12 protein-coding genes and 1 pseudogene are annotated in these 14641 nt (G+C 42.5%); 7 read left to right on the top strand and 6 right to left on the bottom strand.

Annotated features, from left to right (window positions below):
• Positions 1-11 precede the first annotated feature (11 nt).
• From tnpC to FDK13_RS36560, 3 genes are all read left to right on the top strand, one after another.
• Positions 12-1034, top strand: coding sequence for an IS66 family transposase (tnpC, locus tag FDK13_RS05985; protein ID WP_137339074.1), 1023 nt, complete (start codon positions 12-14; stop codon positions 1032-1034).
• A 76-nt stretch (positions 1035-1110) separates the two neighbouring features.
• Positions 1111-1566, top strand: a complete 456-nt coding sequence (locus FDK13_RS36380) for an IS66 family transposase (protein ID WP_137339073.1) — start codon at positions 1111-1113, stop codon at positions 1564-1566.
• 58 nt (positions 1567-1624) lie between these two features.
• Positions 1625-2107: a helix-turn-helix domain-containing protein gene (locus tag FDK13_RS36560; protein WP_137339072.1), complete on the top strand. Its 483-nt coding sequence runs from the start codon at positions 1625-1627 to the stop codon at positions 2105-2107.
• 191 nt (positions 2108-2298) lie between these two features.
• Here the strand turns inward: FDK13_RS36560 and FDK13_RS05970 are convergent, their stop codons facing one another.
• Both FDK13_RS05970 and FDK13_RS36555 read right to left on the bottom strand, forming a co-directional pair.
• Positions 2299-2565, bottom strand: a complete 267-nt coding sequence (locus FDK13_RS05970) for an alpha/beta hydrolase fold domain-containing protein (RefSeq protein ID WP_310588124.1) — start codon at positions 2563-2565, stop codon at positions 2299-2301.
• A 514-nt stretch (positions 2566-3079) separates the two neighbouring features.
• Positions 3080-3268, bottom strand: a pseudogene (locus FDK13_RS36555) (IS3 family transposase); the annotation flags it as partial.
• A gap of 509 nt (positions 3269-3777) precedes the next feature.
• Between FDK13_RS36555 and FDK13_RS05960 the strand changes: the two are divergent.
• The 4 genes from FDK13_RS05960 to FDK13_RS05945 all read left to right on the top strand — a co-directional run bounded on the left by FDK13_RS05960 (position 3778) and on the right by FDK13_RS05945 (position 6826).
• Positions 3778-4347, top strand: a complete 570-nt coding sequence (locus FDK13_RS05960) for an IS110 family transposase (protein ID WP_137339071.1) — start codon at positions 3778-3780, stop codon at positions 4345-4347.
• Between the two features lie 24 nt (positions 4348-4371).
• Positions 4372-4839 carry a transposase gene (locus FDK13_RS05955; protein ID WP_170982721.1) on the top strand — a complete coding sequence of 156 codons (468 nt, stop codon included), beginning with the start codon at positions 4372-4374 and terminating at the stop codon, positions 4837-4839.
• Positions 4840-5663: 824 nt separating this feature from the next.
• Entirely contained in the window at positions 5664-5963 is a 300-nt protein-coding gene (locus FDK13_RS05950; RefSeq protein WP_137339069.1) for a transposase, read from the top strand.
• Positions 5960-6826, top strand: coding sequence for an IS3 family transposase (locus FDK13_RS05945; protein ID WP_229215934.1), 867 nt, complete (start codon positions 5960-5962; stop codon positions 6824-6826). The genes FDK13_RS05950 and FDK13_RS05945 overlap by 4 nt, the downstream gene beginning before the upstream one ends.
• A gap of 181 nt (positions 6827-7007) precedes the next feature.
• On the opposite strand, the gene FDK13_RS05940 is transcribed toward FDK13_RS05945, so the two are convergent.
• The 4 genes from FDK13_RS05940 to FDK13_RS05925 form a co-directional block, all read right to left on the bottom strand.
• On the bottom strand, positions 7008-9800 hold the full coding sequence (locus tag FDK13_RS05940; RefSeq protein WP_229215919.1) for a glycosyl hydrolase: 2793 nt from the start codon (positions 9798-9800) through the stop codon (positions 7008-7010).
• A 177-nt stretch (positions 9801-9977) separates the two neighbouring features.
• Positions 9978-10982, bottom strand: coding sequence for a Gfo/Idh/MocA family protein (locus tag FDK13_RS05935; RefSeq protein WP_137339066.1), 1005 nt, complete (start codon positions 10980-10982; stop codon positions 9978-9980).
• Between the two features lie 95 nt (positions 10983-11077).
• Complete coding sequence (locus tag FDK13_RS05930; RefSeq protein ID WP_137339065.1) at positions 11078-12865, bottom strand: hypothetical protein; 1788 nt, start codon at positions 12863-12865, stop codon at positions 11078-11080.
• Positions 12866-12997: 132 nt separating this feature from the next.
• Positions 12998-14635: a RagB/SusD family nutrient uptake outer membrane protein gene (locus FDK13_RS05925; RefSeq protein WP_137339064.1), complete on the bottom strand. Its 1638-nt coding sequence runs from the start codon at positions 14633-14635 to the stop codon at positions 12998-13000.
• Between the last annotated feature and the right edge of the window lie 6 nt (positions 14636-14641).

Below are 14641 nucleotides of genomic sequence, written 5' to 3'. Positions count from 1 at the left end.
ATCTTCGGATTATGGAGGATACAGCGACAGACTATAAATTGCTTTATGAAAACGCACTTGCTGCGCATAAAAAAGTGGTCGCTGAGAAAGATGAACAGATCCAGGCCCTGAACTTTGAGCTTGATAAATACAAGCGGTATATATTTGGCAAGAAGAACGAGAAACTGGCCAGCTTACACACAGATATAAACCAGATCGACCTGTTTGAACTGGGAGCCGACCAGCAACAACAAGAAGAACTTTCACAGCAAGCCGCAGACGTTGTAAAGGAAAAAGCTCCCGCTAAAAAACGTGAAAAGGGAACGGGGAGAATGCTGCTCTCTGAGAACTTACGCCGTGAGATCATCATCATTGAACCTGCCGAAGACGTTACCGGCTGTACTATAATCGGAGAAGAGGTCACTGAGGTATTGGACCTTATTCCTGCTGAGTTTTTTGTGAAGCGCTATATCCGTTACAAATATACCCGTGCAAATGGTGAGGGTATCATAACCGCATCACTTCCAGACCGTGTAATTGATAAAGGTATTCCTTCCGAAGCGGTCATCGCTCAAATGGTTGTTGATCGCGCGGCGAACCGTAAATATGTATTTGGTCTTCCCCTTCACCGGCAGATTGACAAATACAGACGGTTAGGAGTAAATGTTCCCGCTTCAACTGCTTCTGACTGGATCATGAAAGGGTGGCAGCATCTGGCTCCTTTATGGGAGCTCTTAAAACTGCTGGTTCTCAACCAGAAGTATTTACAATTGGACGAGTCCCCTTTAAAAGTGCTTGATCGAGACCATAAAAATGGGATCCATCAGGGCTACATGTGGATATATAATGCTCCCTGTGATAAGCTTACGTTGTTTGATTACCGGAAAGGTCGCGACCAAAGTGGCCCTAAGCAGATGTTGGAGGGATATGCTGGTATACTTCAGGTTGATGGGTACTCGGTCTACGAAAAGCTTTTTGGCAATCATCCTGACATTCTGCTGGTCTATTGCATGGCCCATTCCCGCCGTAACCGCGGCGGCGGACCGCTTCGTTGACGCTCTTAAATATGATAAAGAAAGATCGACTTATGTGCTTGAACGCATGCAGCTACTCTAAGCTCTCGAACAACAAATGCGCCAGCAGCAACTGGATTGGGAGCAAAAAACAAAATTAAGACAGGAAAAGTCAGTTCCGGTCCTTTTGGAATTAAAGGAGTGGATGACCCAGCAGCTGCCGCTGGTAATCCCGAAAAGCCCGTTGGGTCAGGCCATTGCTTACAGCTTGCCCCGCTGGGAAGGCCTGAGTGCGTATGCGTTACACGGCCAGATTGAAATTGATAATAACCTCGCTGAGAACGTAATTAGACCCCTTGCAATTGGACGAAAATCATTTTTGTTCGCAGGCTCTCACCAAGCCGCCGAGATGACTGCTGCTATGTATTCCTTTATGGCAACATGCAAGAAAAATGGCGTTGACGAGCAAGAATGGCTCAAAGATGTCTTCGAAAGGATCCAGTCACACAAACAAAAAGACCTTTATCAACTGCTACCAAACAACTGGGAGAAGTTCCGAAATCTCGAAAATTAAGCCAGGGTTACATTTCCCAAATTAGCAAGACGTGTTTTGTCGGAGCGATACAATTGAAATGCAACGGGTAATCGAAGCAATTAAAAGTGAGTTCGAGACAGATCAGAGTTCAATGGAGGATATGCTACGGGTGTTACTCAAACAACTCATCATTAGTTCCACCCGGATATGGAAAAGAAAACATGCCGGGACGGATGAAGGCTCAAGATATGATTTTGAATTCTCGAGATACTTTAGTCAATTGGTAGAAGGCAATTATAGGAAACTTCATACGGTTTCTGAGTATGCTAATATCCTTAACATCACCCCAAAAACTTTAAACAGAAGGATTACGCACGTAAGTGAAAAAAGCTCTAACGAAGTCATCAAAGATCGCATTATACTGGAGGGGAAACGTTTGTTAGTACATACTCGATACAGTGTAAAGGAAATTGGGGATAAGCTGGGTTACGATGATACTTCCTATTTTATCAGAATGTTCTCTGCTCATGCGCAAAGTTCACCCCAGCAATTCAGGCAACTCTACCAACATAGTGAATAAAAAAAGCCGCCATTACTGGCGGCTTTTCTATCAAAACAGACACGATCATGAAAAATTCTCTGCCTTGACTGAAATTGGCCGATAATTTGTGTTGTACTAACCGGGCAATTGTCTTTTGCACATGTCACAATCCTTGAGAATTCGTCTTGGATTAAACCAGGTATTTTTGCTTTGAATTATTATCGGACCAATTACTTTTTTAAAGCTGCTTTGATCTGACCGGCTGCTTCATGAATTGAGCTGCGAACTCCGGGAACAGTTGCAAGAGGGTTAAGCAATCCCCAGTCATGGATCATACCGTTGTACCTTGTGTTGGTTGTTGGAACTCCGGCTTGATCTAGTTTACGGGCATAAGCTTCGCCTTCGTCTCTTAATACGTCATTTTCGGCAGTTTGTATCAGTGCTGGTGGCAGGCCATGTAACTCTTCAATCGTTGCGCGCAGCGGAGATGCATAGATTCGAACTTGTTCTGTATCTATCTATTATTCAATAACTTATATTTAACAGAAAAGTCTGATCACCGAATTGCTCACCACGATTTAACTGGCTGCCAATCTTGTATTAAATTTACTACATCCTTGAATAAAATCAAATTTTTAGGCCAGCAATTTAGTTCAATACAAGTGAGCTCCGCACAAATATTGCTTTAATTCTTAAATTGTTTCAACTGTATATCCCTTAATAATACGGCCAAGTACAATTACTACAATGGTCTCATCAAGGTAAAAAGGCAACAGCCTTCGATCTCCTAGTAATATCAATACAGCAACGAATAAAGAACTATTACGAGCAACGTTTTGAGTGAAGCAGGTCTTGAAGGACTGCAGGGAAGCACTGCTACCAATCAGAAAATAATTCGCCAAGTTATTCAGATTTGCGACATCCGTTACACTCCATTGTTGTGCAGGAGTAGAGGGAACACGATTATTACATTTTACTGCATTGGAATTGCTACAATAAAGAAGACAATTGTTAAGCCGCAGTTTTCTGCATATTTAAAAGTTCTTCAAATTCTTTTGGTGACATGTATTTGAGGGCAGAAGGTAGCCTTTGTTTATTATACCGCAGCGGCGGCCGCCAGGTTTCAATAGATTCGAAGACGACTACCGCTGCTTGTTGCTTATTGATAAACTTATTTTGATAAACACATTCTGCTTTTAAAGTTTTAAAAAATCTCTACAACCGCATTATCCCAACAATTGCCTTTAAGACCGCCAGGGCGGCACCGATGAAACAAATGCTCTCTTTACAAGCAGCTACTTCTAATTTGCCACTTGAATAAATATTGCTAACATAGCCCTAAACCAACAGCATCTCGGGATAATAACTGGATGAACCAGTTTTATAATACGCCGCATTGAGCGGCTCTAAATTGATCTTACTGATTACCTCACTGACCAAACGGCAAGCATGGTCTTTGGGATCAACTGTCTAAACTTGGGGCTAAGAGCATCAACTGCTGTTGATGATAAGGTATGAAAGCAGGTTGCCTGTTACCCATTTTTCTTATTTGCTTATACCTAAAGATAATCAATTCCGAAAGAAGAAACAAACCAATAAATGCAAAAAAAGACTATCCTTTTGAGTTTGTATGTTTGAAAAGAAAAGCTTCGGATTAAGTTTCACAGTAACTTTAAGTTGACAGAAGTGATAACAAAAACCCGAAGCTCATGGAAACTAATTTAAGGAATTTTAGTGGAGAATCCATTTATGTGGGGATCGATTCTCATTTGAAGAGTTGGAAGGTAACGGTGATGTCCGATGAAATGGAACTGCGTAACTTTACCCAAGAGCCAGACAGTAAAAAGCTTTCTTTGTTTTTACAAAGAAATTATCCCGGTGCAAATTTCAAATGTGTCTACGAAGCAGGATTTGCAGGTTTCAACGCCCAAAGAGAACTAAGTTCTCAGGGGATCAACTGTATGGTTATCCACCCCGCCGACGTGCCAACCACGGACAAGGAAAAACGCCAAAAGAGTGATAGAATTGATAGTAGGAAACTTGTCAGAGGTTTAAAGAACAGAGATTTTAGGCCTCTATACGTGCCCGATTTACAGCAGCAACAGGACAGGTCACTACTGAGAACTTACGACAAAATTATCCGTGATGCGACCCGTGTGAAGAACCGGATAAAGTTTTTTCTGATGTTCTTCGGCCTGAGTATCCCTGGTGAGTTCCAGGGAAAGAACTGGACAAAGGAATTTATTAATTGGCTGGAAAAGCTTAACCCTGGTGGCTAGGGTAATTTAAGCCTTCGGGTACTTTTGGACGAATACCAAATGCTGTCTATCCAGACACTTTTATTACGCAAACAAATTAAAGAATTATCACAACAAGCGAGATATAAAGAGAATCCTGAATTGTTAAAGAGCATTCCAGGGATTGGTACTTTGACCTCCATGATCCTTTTGACAGAGATCGGGGATGTTAACCGTTTCGCTGGTCTAAATGAGTTGTCTGCATATTTTGGCCTGATCCCTAACTGCCATGATAGCGGCGAAATAAAACGGGTGGGACGCAATACCAAGAGAGGAAATGAGTATCTGAAATATATCCTTGTCGAGGTTTCGTGGATGTCCATCAGGTATGATTCGTCTCTGCTTCTGACTTACAAATCCGCTGTCAGAAAGATGGATAGCAATAAAGCAATCATCAAAGTTGCGCGAAAGCTGCTCAACCGGGTCAGATTCGTACTTAAAAACAAAAAGCCATATCAAGTAAATATGGCCTGACACAAGCATAGTCTATTAAACCATTATGCGGGTCAACGCTTGGGGCTGTCTGTGACGCTATCATGTAAGCTGTTCACTATTTTGAGTTTGCGTCCCGCATTTATATAGCATAATAACAAAACTGTGACTCTTTATAAAAAGATGTTCACTAAGAGAAGTGTGGTTTATAGAATTTAAGTGGTCCCGTTAAAATGAGATAACCTTTCAGGTTAACACATTTCAACGGGAGGTTATTAAATATTGCCAAAATTCGAGAAAGTGGTATCAAATTTAATCTCAGACTTGTTTTTCAACATAGAAGACAGCCCTTCTGTGATCCCGCTGGGATCACATGTGGTACACATTAGCAACGCATTATCAGGTACTTCAAACTCAAGCAGGTGACTGAATTGGTGACCGATTGGAATGACTTAGTTCGATCAGATTTGATTCACCCTCCATAGCAAATATACATATTTTCTTTTGAGAACCCACACAGATTGCTACGTACAAGTTACTGTTTCAAGCTTTAAGTTTATAGTCAACAAAATGGTAATTTAGCACCAGAAACGGGGCAGTTTGCCTTAACATAATTAACATAAGCGCTTAGCGTTCCTTGCCGAAAGATCTTTAAAATTAAGTTACTAGAAAGCACATAATACTCGCTTCAACAGGCTTTTACTTACACAATATAACAATTTAGCTAACCATAATACCACGATATACAATTAGATAGATAATTAGATAGATAATTACGGTCAATCCGCGTAAATAAATTTATTGGCGTTGCTACATTTGTTTGGAGGCAGAAATAGGCAGATTTAATTTTTAAACTAAATTTGACTATGAGAAAACGACGAGTGTTTGACGAATCTTTCAAAAAGATGGCAGTGGAACTTTCAGAAGCTAAAGGTTCGGTAAGTGCAGCAGCAGCTGAGCTCGGGCTAGATGCGGGGCGTATCAGTAAATGGCGCGCTAGTTTTAATAAACCTGATTTTCGAGAAAAAGTTGACGGTTTGACAGAGGAACAAAAACGTATCCGGCAATTAGAAAGAGAGCTCCGAGAAGTGAAACTTGAGCACGAAATCTTAAAAAAGGCGGTACGCATCTTTTCCAGGGGCGAACGGAACGGTTCCGATTTATAAAAGCTAATCAAGGAATTTATCCGGTGGCAAAGATGTGTAAAGTGCTCAACGAAAGTGTGAGTAGCTATTATCATTGGTTAAAAGATCCAATTGGTAAACGTCAACAGGGACACCAAGAATTATCTCTTCATATCCGTGAAGTTTATGAAGAAAACAAAGGATGCTACGGTAGTCCGCGCGTTACAGCGGAATTGCAGGCAAAAGGTTTCCAGATATCACGCCCACGAGTAGCCAGAGTAATGAGAAAAATTGGTCTGAAAAGTATTGTCCGGAAGAAATATCGCATAAAAACTACTGATAGTAACCATGCTTGTCAAGTGTCTGAAAATTATCTTAATAGAGATTTTACAGCAGAGAACCTTGGTGAAAAATGGGTATCAGATCTAACGTATATCAAGACTGGAGAAGGCTGGGTTTATCTCACAGCAATACTAGATCTTGCAAATCGTAAAGTAGTGGGTTGGGCACTGAGTGACACAATGAAAGCGGAAGACACGAGCGTAGCTGCTTTGAAAATGGCTTTTAAGAATTACCCAGTAAAAAAGCCGATGTTGTTCCATTCAGACAGGGGAATTCAATACGCGTGCAACGAGTTCCGTAAGCAGCTGATTGGTTTACCTATCACCCAGAGTATGAGTCGAAGAGGTGACTGCTGGGATAATGCACCAGCTGAGAGTTTTTTCAAGACGCTGAAAACAGAAATGGTTTATCATAAAGAATTTAAAAGTAAACAAGAGGCAAAATTGGCAATTTTTGAATTTATTGAGGTGTGGTACAACAGAAAGAGAAGACACTCATCTCTAGGATATTTGAGTCCTCTGGCTTTCGAAGAAAAGCTGCTAAACGAAAAAAATGTAGCTTAACGTCCCAAATCGATGAAGTAGAATCAAACCTTATCTCTAACTGGGATGCTATGGCACCCCAGTTAGAGATAAGGTCCAAGGGGTTTGGGGAATGGAAGAGTCCCCATATTAGATAAAATCTTTTGCCTAATAAATTCCTCCAATAAAAGGTTGCAATTCCATTATCGGTTTTCGAAGACACTTATAGCGTCCCCTTTAACAACCTTACCGGCCCCAATAAACCGGCTGGCAAAACCTGCCATTTGTCCTGAATTTTAATATTGGTTTTGGTAAAACGTTTTTCCTGCGGCACGCCACGGTCGCCGACCAAACGATTTCGCCAGGTATTGACCACTTCTACTTTCAGATCATTATTTTTTTCTTTTAAAATACCCGAAACAGAAACGCGGAGCGGAGGAGCCCAAAGAATTCCCAGATCTTTGCCATTTAAAATTACCTTGGTGATTCCGATGTCTTTTACAACTCCCAAATCCAGATAAGCATTGCCAGCGACTAACTTTGCATCTGCATCAAAGGATTTGCTGTACACTGCCTTTCCCGAATAGAATCTGATGCCATCTTCATTGCGGTCCGACCAGCTGGTTAATTCGTTGAAAACTACCTTTGCCGGCGCACCCCATTTCGGATCAAATGCCACTTCCCAGGATCCGTGTAATGTCGTTTCGGTTTCAAAAAGTACATCATTTGATGTTGCTTCTCCCCTTTTATCTTTTGCGATTTCATCTTTAAAAACAACAAAAATAGAACCATAAGGATCAAATTCCAGCGGAATGTAGGTTTTCCCGTCTTGCTGGTAAAATGATGCGGCTGATTTGGTCTCACCGGTTACCGCGTTCCAGAGCTCGGGCTGTTTGCCTGTAATCCTGAATGCTGCCGTGATTTTGGATGCATTCCTGTTTTGGCTGCTTAGGAAGTAAAAATCCTTTTCTCCGTCTGTTCTGTGGATATAGTCATAAGTGCTGCCTGATTCCTTTTTTATAATTTCCATGTCAAAATCAACCCAATCTGATCGTAAAAACTCCGATGCTGTTTTCCCCCAGACAACACGCCCGGAACCCACTTTGCGTACTCCGGAAATTTCAGTGCTGCTTCCCCATAATTCATCGGCTGCTTTTTTGAGTATTTGCTCACTTGCAGGATATTTTACCAGGCTGGCCGTTGTTGTTGGTTTTAAGCCAATCACGGTTGCACCAGCTTTTACCAAATCCTGAATCTTTTGCATTGCTGCCAGCGAAAGTGTTTTATGATCCGGCAGTGAAAGCACCCGGTAAGAAACACCATGCGGCAATACCAGCACACCGTTTTTTACTTCCAAAGCCAGCAGACGGTCTTCGTTGATCAGATCATAATCAAAACCGGGCAGGGCTTTGGCAGGATCATCCTCTTTGTATCTTCCCAAATTCGGAGCATGGTCCCCATAATAATACAGCACATCGGCTACCGAAGTGCCATTCTGGTGTATATAATGGCAGCGGGTCAGATATTGAATAAAGGCAATCGACTCATCCCACCAGGTAACATTGGTATTAAAATGCGTTCCGGCAAAATATTCCTGACCGGGCAATCCCATGGCTTTTGGCGAGGAAGTAAATGTATGCAGGTAAACCAGGTTCAATCCGGCGCAAAATTCATGATCAGCGCTCGGTTTCATATCGGCCCACATGACGTCATTCCAATGCGGACCTACCGTAGTAAAGGATTCTGCACCTACGAGTTTTTTATTGTAAATCTTGGCTGCACTTGCGGCCTGTTTGACAAAAAAACGGTCGACGGGTCTTGCCCTATGCGGCGATGGAGACCAGAATTCGCTCATCATAATATCGCTGTATCCATAATTTTTCAAGCCGTCGAACGGACCAGCATGCGGCCCGGCGGATTCCGGCTGAATACCGATATTAAATTCACGTGCCCTTTTGGAGAACGTGCCATAATGCTTTTCTGCGATCAGATCGCCCAGCGTTTTTCTCAAATCAGATAGAAAACGGTTGCTCACGTCACGGTTTTCAATGATTTTTCCTGCCAAAACAGGCAGATAAGGAATCGGATCGTAACCACGGTGTTTGATAAATTCCTTTTCAAAACCTTCCGTCCAGTTGATTCCTCCAGCTTCAAAACTGTCGGTCTGCAAATATTTTAACGTTTTTCCCGCCATCGGCCCAATTGCTTTAAGCAAAGGTTCTACGTTGGTATCCCAGTAACGGTTGAAATTCTTTTCACTCAAATAGTCAATGACATGCCCCTGCCACTCCCCGCTTGATGTTGAAACTTCTGCATCGGTGGGCGTATACCCGATCCGCAGAATTGTCCATTCTCCAACAGGTGCTTTCCAGTTGAGTTTACCATTTTTGAAGTATTTTGTGATATTGATCACCTGCTTTAGAGTCGCATCTTCTTCTTCGTTTACATTGGCAATATCGGTCAGCAAAGAGCGCGTATCCGGAGCCGAGCCGCCCACTTCTTTTTTGGCCGCTTTGTTTTCAAAATTCGATATGGGAGCTCGATTGGGGAATGATTTAAATGGAATTGCCAGTATGGCTATATCCCGATAATAATTAAATCTTGATTTTGGCGACGGCAGTTCGGCCTGGACATTCGATGATCCCTTAACCTGAATTTGTGAAAAAACAACCTGTTTGGCGGTTTCGGCAGGCGTAATATCCGGCCCGCCTAAATTCCAGCCGCTTTGAATGCTTAAGGACATCACCAACCCGAGCCGGTCAGCTTCCTTTATTGCGTGCACATACAGCTCGGTCCAGGCGGGTGATCCAAACATCGGCCCTTGCGGAACAGGACCGTTCCCAGCCTGGTCGGCTCCGTTGGCATCAAAAATACACGCACCGCTAAATCCCTTCGCCTTCATTTCCTGAAGATCTCTTGTAATGGTTTCTTTATCAATGTTTCCATTAAGCCACCACCACCAGCAGCGAATTCCGTATTCAGAAGGAGGATTTTTAAATACAGCACTTTCTATCATGGCTGTACTTTTTTGCGCAAATATTTGGCTTGACAAAAGCAAAAAGCATACAAAAAACGGCAAACGACTCAATAAGCTAAACATTTTAATGGGATTTCTATCCGGCTTAATTCAACCTATACGCGATGGCGAATTTGAGAAACAGCCGAAACAATGAGAATTTATATAAAAGCAATGCTATTTCTTACGCGCCTTAACCAACACGGTTTCCAGTAAAATACTTTTTCCACCCTGACGCTTGCTTTCATCTGCCGCTTCCATGAACGTGAAGATTTCAATTGTCTCTTCGGGCGTAACCGGCATTGCTCCTGATTTAAAATAGTCTATAATTTTTACCAGCAAAGGCTCATATCCTCCGTATGGCCCAAGCACCAAGTTGCCGTCGGTTGTAAAAACAGTTCCGCCATAGTTATTTTTCCCTGACCTGGTTCCCCTGACGGTGCCAATGCGGCCATCTTCCCAAACTCCGACAATAATGTCCGTGTCTTTCGTGGTGACTCTGCTTACGCTTTTACAGCCCATTCCCATCACCGTGTATAACGCTTCAACGCCATGAATCCCATACCAGTAGAAATCTACATGATGCTTTTCATAAGGTGCCGGGCTGAATGTGTCGGCGCCCACCACCTTACTTTTGTCTATGCTTTCAATGCCTTTGATGTAGCGTAATGAGGAAGCTGAAAAAATCGGCAAACTATATTTTTTTGCGGCATCATATATAGCCATTGCATCTGAAAGCGAAGCGGCGACAGGCTTGTCGATAAACATTCTTTTTCCGGCTTTCAATACTTCCGTTGCCTGTTCCAAATGAAGCGTACCATCATTTGTTTCCAACAAAATCACATCCACTTTGGTCAGTAGTTCTTTTATGGAACCCGTTATTTCCACACCCAGCTTTTTCACTTCTTCAATGTATTCGGGAATGCGTTTTGCGCTGGATTCAATATCCTTGCTTCCGTACGGATATGCAGCCGTGATGCGATAGCCGCCATATTCGGGCTTCGGCTCAGCTGCATTGAGTGCCTTTGTGAAAGCAATGCTGTGAGAGGTGTCCAGGCCGATCATGCCAACTCTTTTACCTTCCTGTATTGCGGCTTTTACTGGCATTATATCCAGCAAACTAAGGCTTACCCCTGAAATTGCAGTGGACTGAATAAATTTTCTACGGCTTATGAAATTCATTTTTATCGTTTTTGGGAATAATCAGAAATTACTTGAATGCAACTTGCGCTAACATTAAATTTTTTGGTGTAAAATTTCCTTTTTGACAATAGCTGTCAGGGAATTTGCTCTATTTCTTTCGTCAAGATGTCGCTGGCTACTCCATTTTTTTCAAAAGCATGCATAATGGCATAGATAGCTCCGTTCCAACCCTGATTAATTTTACCCGGCTTGCCGCTTACTGTATTAAGATGCTCATAATAAGCCCCTTCTCTTTTGAAATCAATAGTACCTCTCCAAATCAACAATTCAGCAGCTCCGGGTATATGCCGTACGTAAGCATTGATTAAAAACAACATGTCGTACAAATAATACGAACCGCCATTGGCGTAATCCCCGACAGGTATTTTGGCATGCGGGGAAACGAAACCAGGTATGTCAAACTTTTCAGAGGGCACATAACTGCCATCCGGCATGCATACAATCTTAAATCCGTGATCTGTTTTGGCTACTGAAGACACTTTCATGAAATGGCTGGCGACTTGTTCTTTTTCCAAAAGCGGAGAATTAAAAAGAAGCATATGCAGCAAATCCCCGATTGTAGCATCTACGGCAACAATATCTTTTTTCTGTTCGCTGATCGGGAAATAGCCGCCTTCCTTATAAAAAATATTACGGTAGGCTGCAGCAGCATCCTGCCATTTGACCGAAGGCCTAAGACCTAGTTCACTGGCAGCGTGCAGCGCAACAGCCAACAGTCCCTGATTGTAAGATATCACGTCATCATCTTCAAACATACACAGGTCAAACCAGCTCTTGAAATTCTTTCTGTTTTCAGGGTCATCGCTTGAAATGGCCTTGTAGCGTGCACCAGACACCCGTTTTTCAATATATTCAAGATTTTTACGGGCTGCGTTTAAATCCGGTGTACCGCCTTTTTTCTTTAGTCGGTATGCCCAAATCAAAACGATTAGCTGCCTCTCCGCACCGGTGGGCATACTCTGCGCTTCGTGCAGATAACTTTGCTGCTCCATTTCAGGTGAAAGAACCATTGTCTGCCAGAAAGAATCCCGGGTGTATTGCTTATTGCAATAATCAATGCCGGCAACAACCCAATATTTGCTGTTTGCAATCTCGTTTGTTCGGTAAAGCATATAGTTGGATGCAAAAGCGGTAGCACCAAATTTGGTACTGATACTTCCCCACCTTTCCGAGATTGCTTTGAATATATCCTGGCGCATTGCGGACAAGCTCCCGGTTTTGCTGCGCATGATCAGTCCGTTAAATTCAATTTGTTTTCCTTGCGCTACAATTGGATAAAATGATTTGACAATGACGGATTTGTCTACCTTATTACCAGGCGTTTGCCCGTTATCTCCGCCGCCGATATACATCTTGCGCTGATCAGGATTAAAATATTGCGTAGTAAAATTGTTGTAGAAGGCAGGCGCATCACTTATAGCAGCGAAGGTTGAATCTCCGGAATTTACAGCGATCATCGGGATGCTCTGCCTGGGCAAAGATCTGAAAAAATAGTTAGTCGGGTCATGAACACTTTGACGGTATATTTCCTGATTTAGAACAGGTCCGTTAAAATTCATTGCCGTTCCTTTTTTATATTCGAATTCCAGGGCAAGAAACAAACTGTCTGTTGATGTAGAGCTGGCTTTCACTTCATAATACAGATAATCGCCTTTGGGTTGTAAAATAATTTGAAATTGAAAACTGTCAATATTTTTGTTTAGGATCGTTTTCTCAACAGGCCAGTCGGATAGGCTTGCAATGGTTATGGATTTGTTAGCCTGAATTGCTTTAAAGTGATACACAACCTGAGCGCAATTATCATGGCTTGTAAAAGCAAAAGAAAGTAAGACTACGATTGTTAGAAGTTTTCTTGGAAGCATTTTAATATTAATTAATCATAACCTGCCTAATAGCCGTACACTTCGTGCAAAATCTTTGCTTCTTGAAGTGTACAGTTTTCGGAACCGACATAGCCGGTCCCGAAAAAAGAATCTGTAAAACGTTTAAACAAATCAGTTATAACCCGGATTTTGCGCCATTTTTACCGCAGAATTTAACTGGATTGCATCAAGAGGAATAGGTAAAAGAACATTAAAATCCTTCATGGTTGGTCCGGTTTGAGGATTGTATTTAACCGTTCTGTCAAAAAGTTTCCCCACCCGGTTTAACGTAATTCTTCTTTCCTCTTCCAGGAATAATTCCCTTGCGCGCTCGTCAAGTATATAATCCATCGTCACTGCTGCCGCTGTCACTGGTTCAGCCTTTGAACGGCTTCTCAATTTATTGATATCATCAGCCGCCAATTGCAAATCCCCTTTTTTCATGTACGCTTCTGCTCTCAGCAAATAGGTTTCCGCCAGACGCATTTTATAAAAATCGGTGTAAGTTCTTCCGGTGGTTAATCCCGCTTCGTAAACGCCTTCCATTTTTCGCCACTGAGGTACCAGATACGAAATAGTATCAATGGGCACTTTATCATTGGGACTGTAAGAAATGGTTTTCCCAAACCATTTTGAAGCCGGATTGTTTCCTGTGTAAACCCTTAGAATGTTATATTTGGAATTTCGGATATCATTTTTATCTTTCCAGATCGTGTAACGCATGAAGCTTGTGGTAGCACACCAGCCAACACCTCTGCCAACCGTATCAATCACAACCATCGGATTGGGATTGGTTACACCTTCTGTAGGCTGAGGATCTGCAATGCTGAAATAATTAGCGCCCCAGCACCTAAGCATGTGGTTGCCTCTTGCTCCATAATCACTTCCTCCGCCGGTGGTAATGTATTCATATTGAAGCGCCCATATTGTTTCTAAGTTCGCAGCCAGATTGACGTTTTTGAACCGGAAAAGATCCCGGAACACATCCGATGCCTCATTGGCATAGTTACCAAACCGCTGTGTCATAAGCGAATATCCACCACTAATAACTTTGGTTGCACTGGCAATGGCTGACTCGTTATCGCCCAACTGAAGATAAACTGCGGTTAAAAGATGGTTTGCCGCTCCCTTGGTGATTCTTCCCGGCGCTGCTTCGGCACCTCTGGCGGGAAGCCATTGTGCTGCAAACTCCAAATCCAACTTTACACTTTGCAAAACCTCGATTTTGGGCGTCCTGACAAAATCATATTTAGGAGCCGAATAGAATTCTGTAACAAGCGGAACATCTCCAAACAGGTTCACCAGGCTGTAATGCGCATATGCCCTGAAAAACTTTGCCTCAGCAATAGCAGCGTTTTTTTTAGCTTCGGAGGAGAACATACCGGCGTTCTCCTCCGCTTTTTGAATGATCAGATTTGCTTTTGGCAAGAAACCTGTGTAGTACGTATTCCAGAAAAACGACGGGATCGCGTGCTGCGAATTCATCTGAGTGTAGTCGTAAACAGACTGGTCGGCCAGGTAGCTTCCGAGGCGTCCCTCATCAGTACCCACAATTTTCATGTAGTAATAAGGATTGTCGTTACCCGATATTTCGTCACGTGCCACCTTGTGCAATGCCGCTATGGCAGCATCGAATGCACTGGCGGAACTAAATGCATTTTCAGGACTAAGTTTATCCACAGGCACTTCATCAAGAGCACTTTCACTGCATGATGAGAATAAAAGGGTTGCTATCAAAAGGAATGATAGCAGTATATATCTGATTTTCATGATTCC

Origin of the sequence: Dyadobacter frigoris (genome assembly GCF_005280585.1) — a bacterium.
Taxonomy (GTDB): Bacteria; Bacteroidota; Bacteroidia; order Cytophagales; family Spirosomataceae; genus Dyadobacter; species Dyadobacter frigoris.
The sequence above is the reverse complement of the archived record's forward strand: the minus strand, read 5'-3'. Positions and strand labels throughout refer to the sequence as shown.

Coding starts and splice junctions, on each gene's coding strand:
- tnpC (WP_137339074.1), top strand. CDS start 12: ATGGAGGATACAGCGACAGACTATAAATTGCTTTATGAAAACGCACTT.
- FDK13_RS36380 (WP_137339073.1), top strand. CDS start 1,111: ATGCGCCAGCAGCAACTGGATTGGGAGCAAAAAACAAAATTAAGACAG.
- FDK13_RS36560 (WP_137339072.1), top strand. CDS start 1,625: ATGCAACGGGTAATCGAAGCAATTAAAAGTGAGTTCGAGACAGATCAG.
- FDK13_RS05960 (WP_137339071.1), top strand. CDS start 3,778: ATGGAAACTAATTTAAGGAATTTTAGTGGAGAATCCATTTATGTGGGG.
- FDK13_RS05950 (WP_137339069.1), top strand. CDS start 5,664: ATGAGAAAACGACGAGTGTTTGACGAATCTTTCAAAAAGATGGCAGTG.
- FDK13_RS05940 (WP_229215919.1), bottom strand. CDS start 9,800: ATGATAGAAAGTGCTGTATTTAAAAATCCTCCTTCTGAATACGGAATT.
- FDK13_RS05935 (WP_137339066.1), bottom strand. CDS start 10,982: ATGAATTTCATAAGCCGTAGAAAATTTATTCAGTCCACTGCAATTTCA.
- FDK13_RS05930 (WP_137339065.1), bottom strand. CDS start 12,865: ATGCTTCCAAGAAAACTTCTAACAATCGTAGTCTTACTTTCTTTTGCT.
- FDK13_RS05925 (WP_137339064.1), bottom strand. CDS start 14,635: ATGAAAATCAGATATATACTGCTATCATTCCTTTTGATAGCAACCCTT.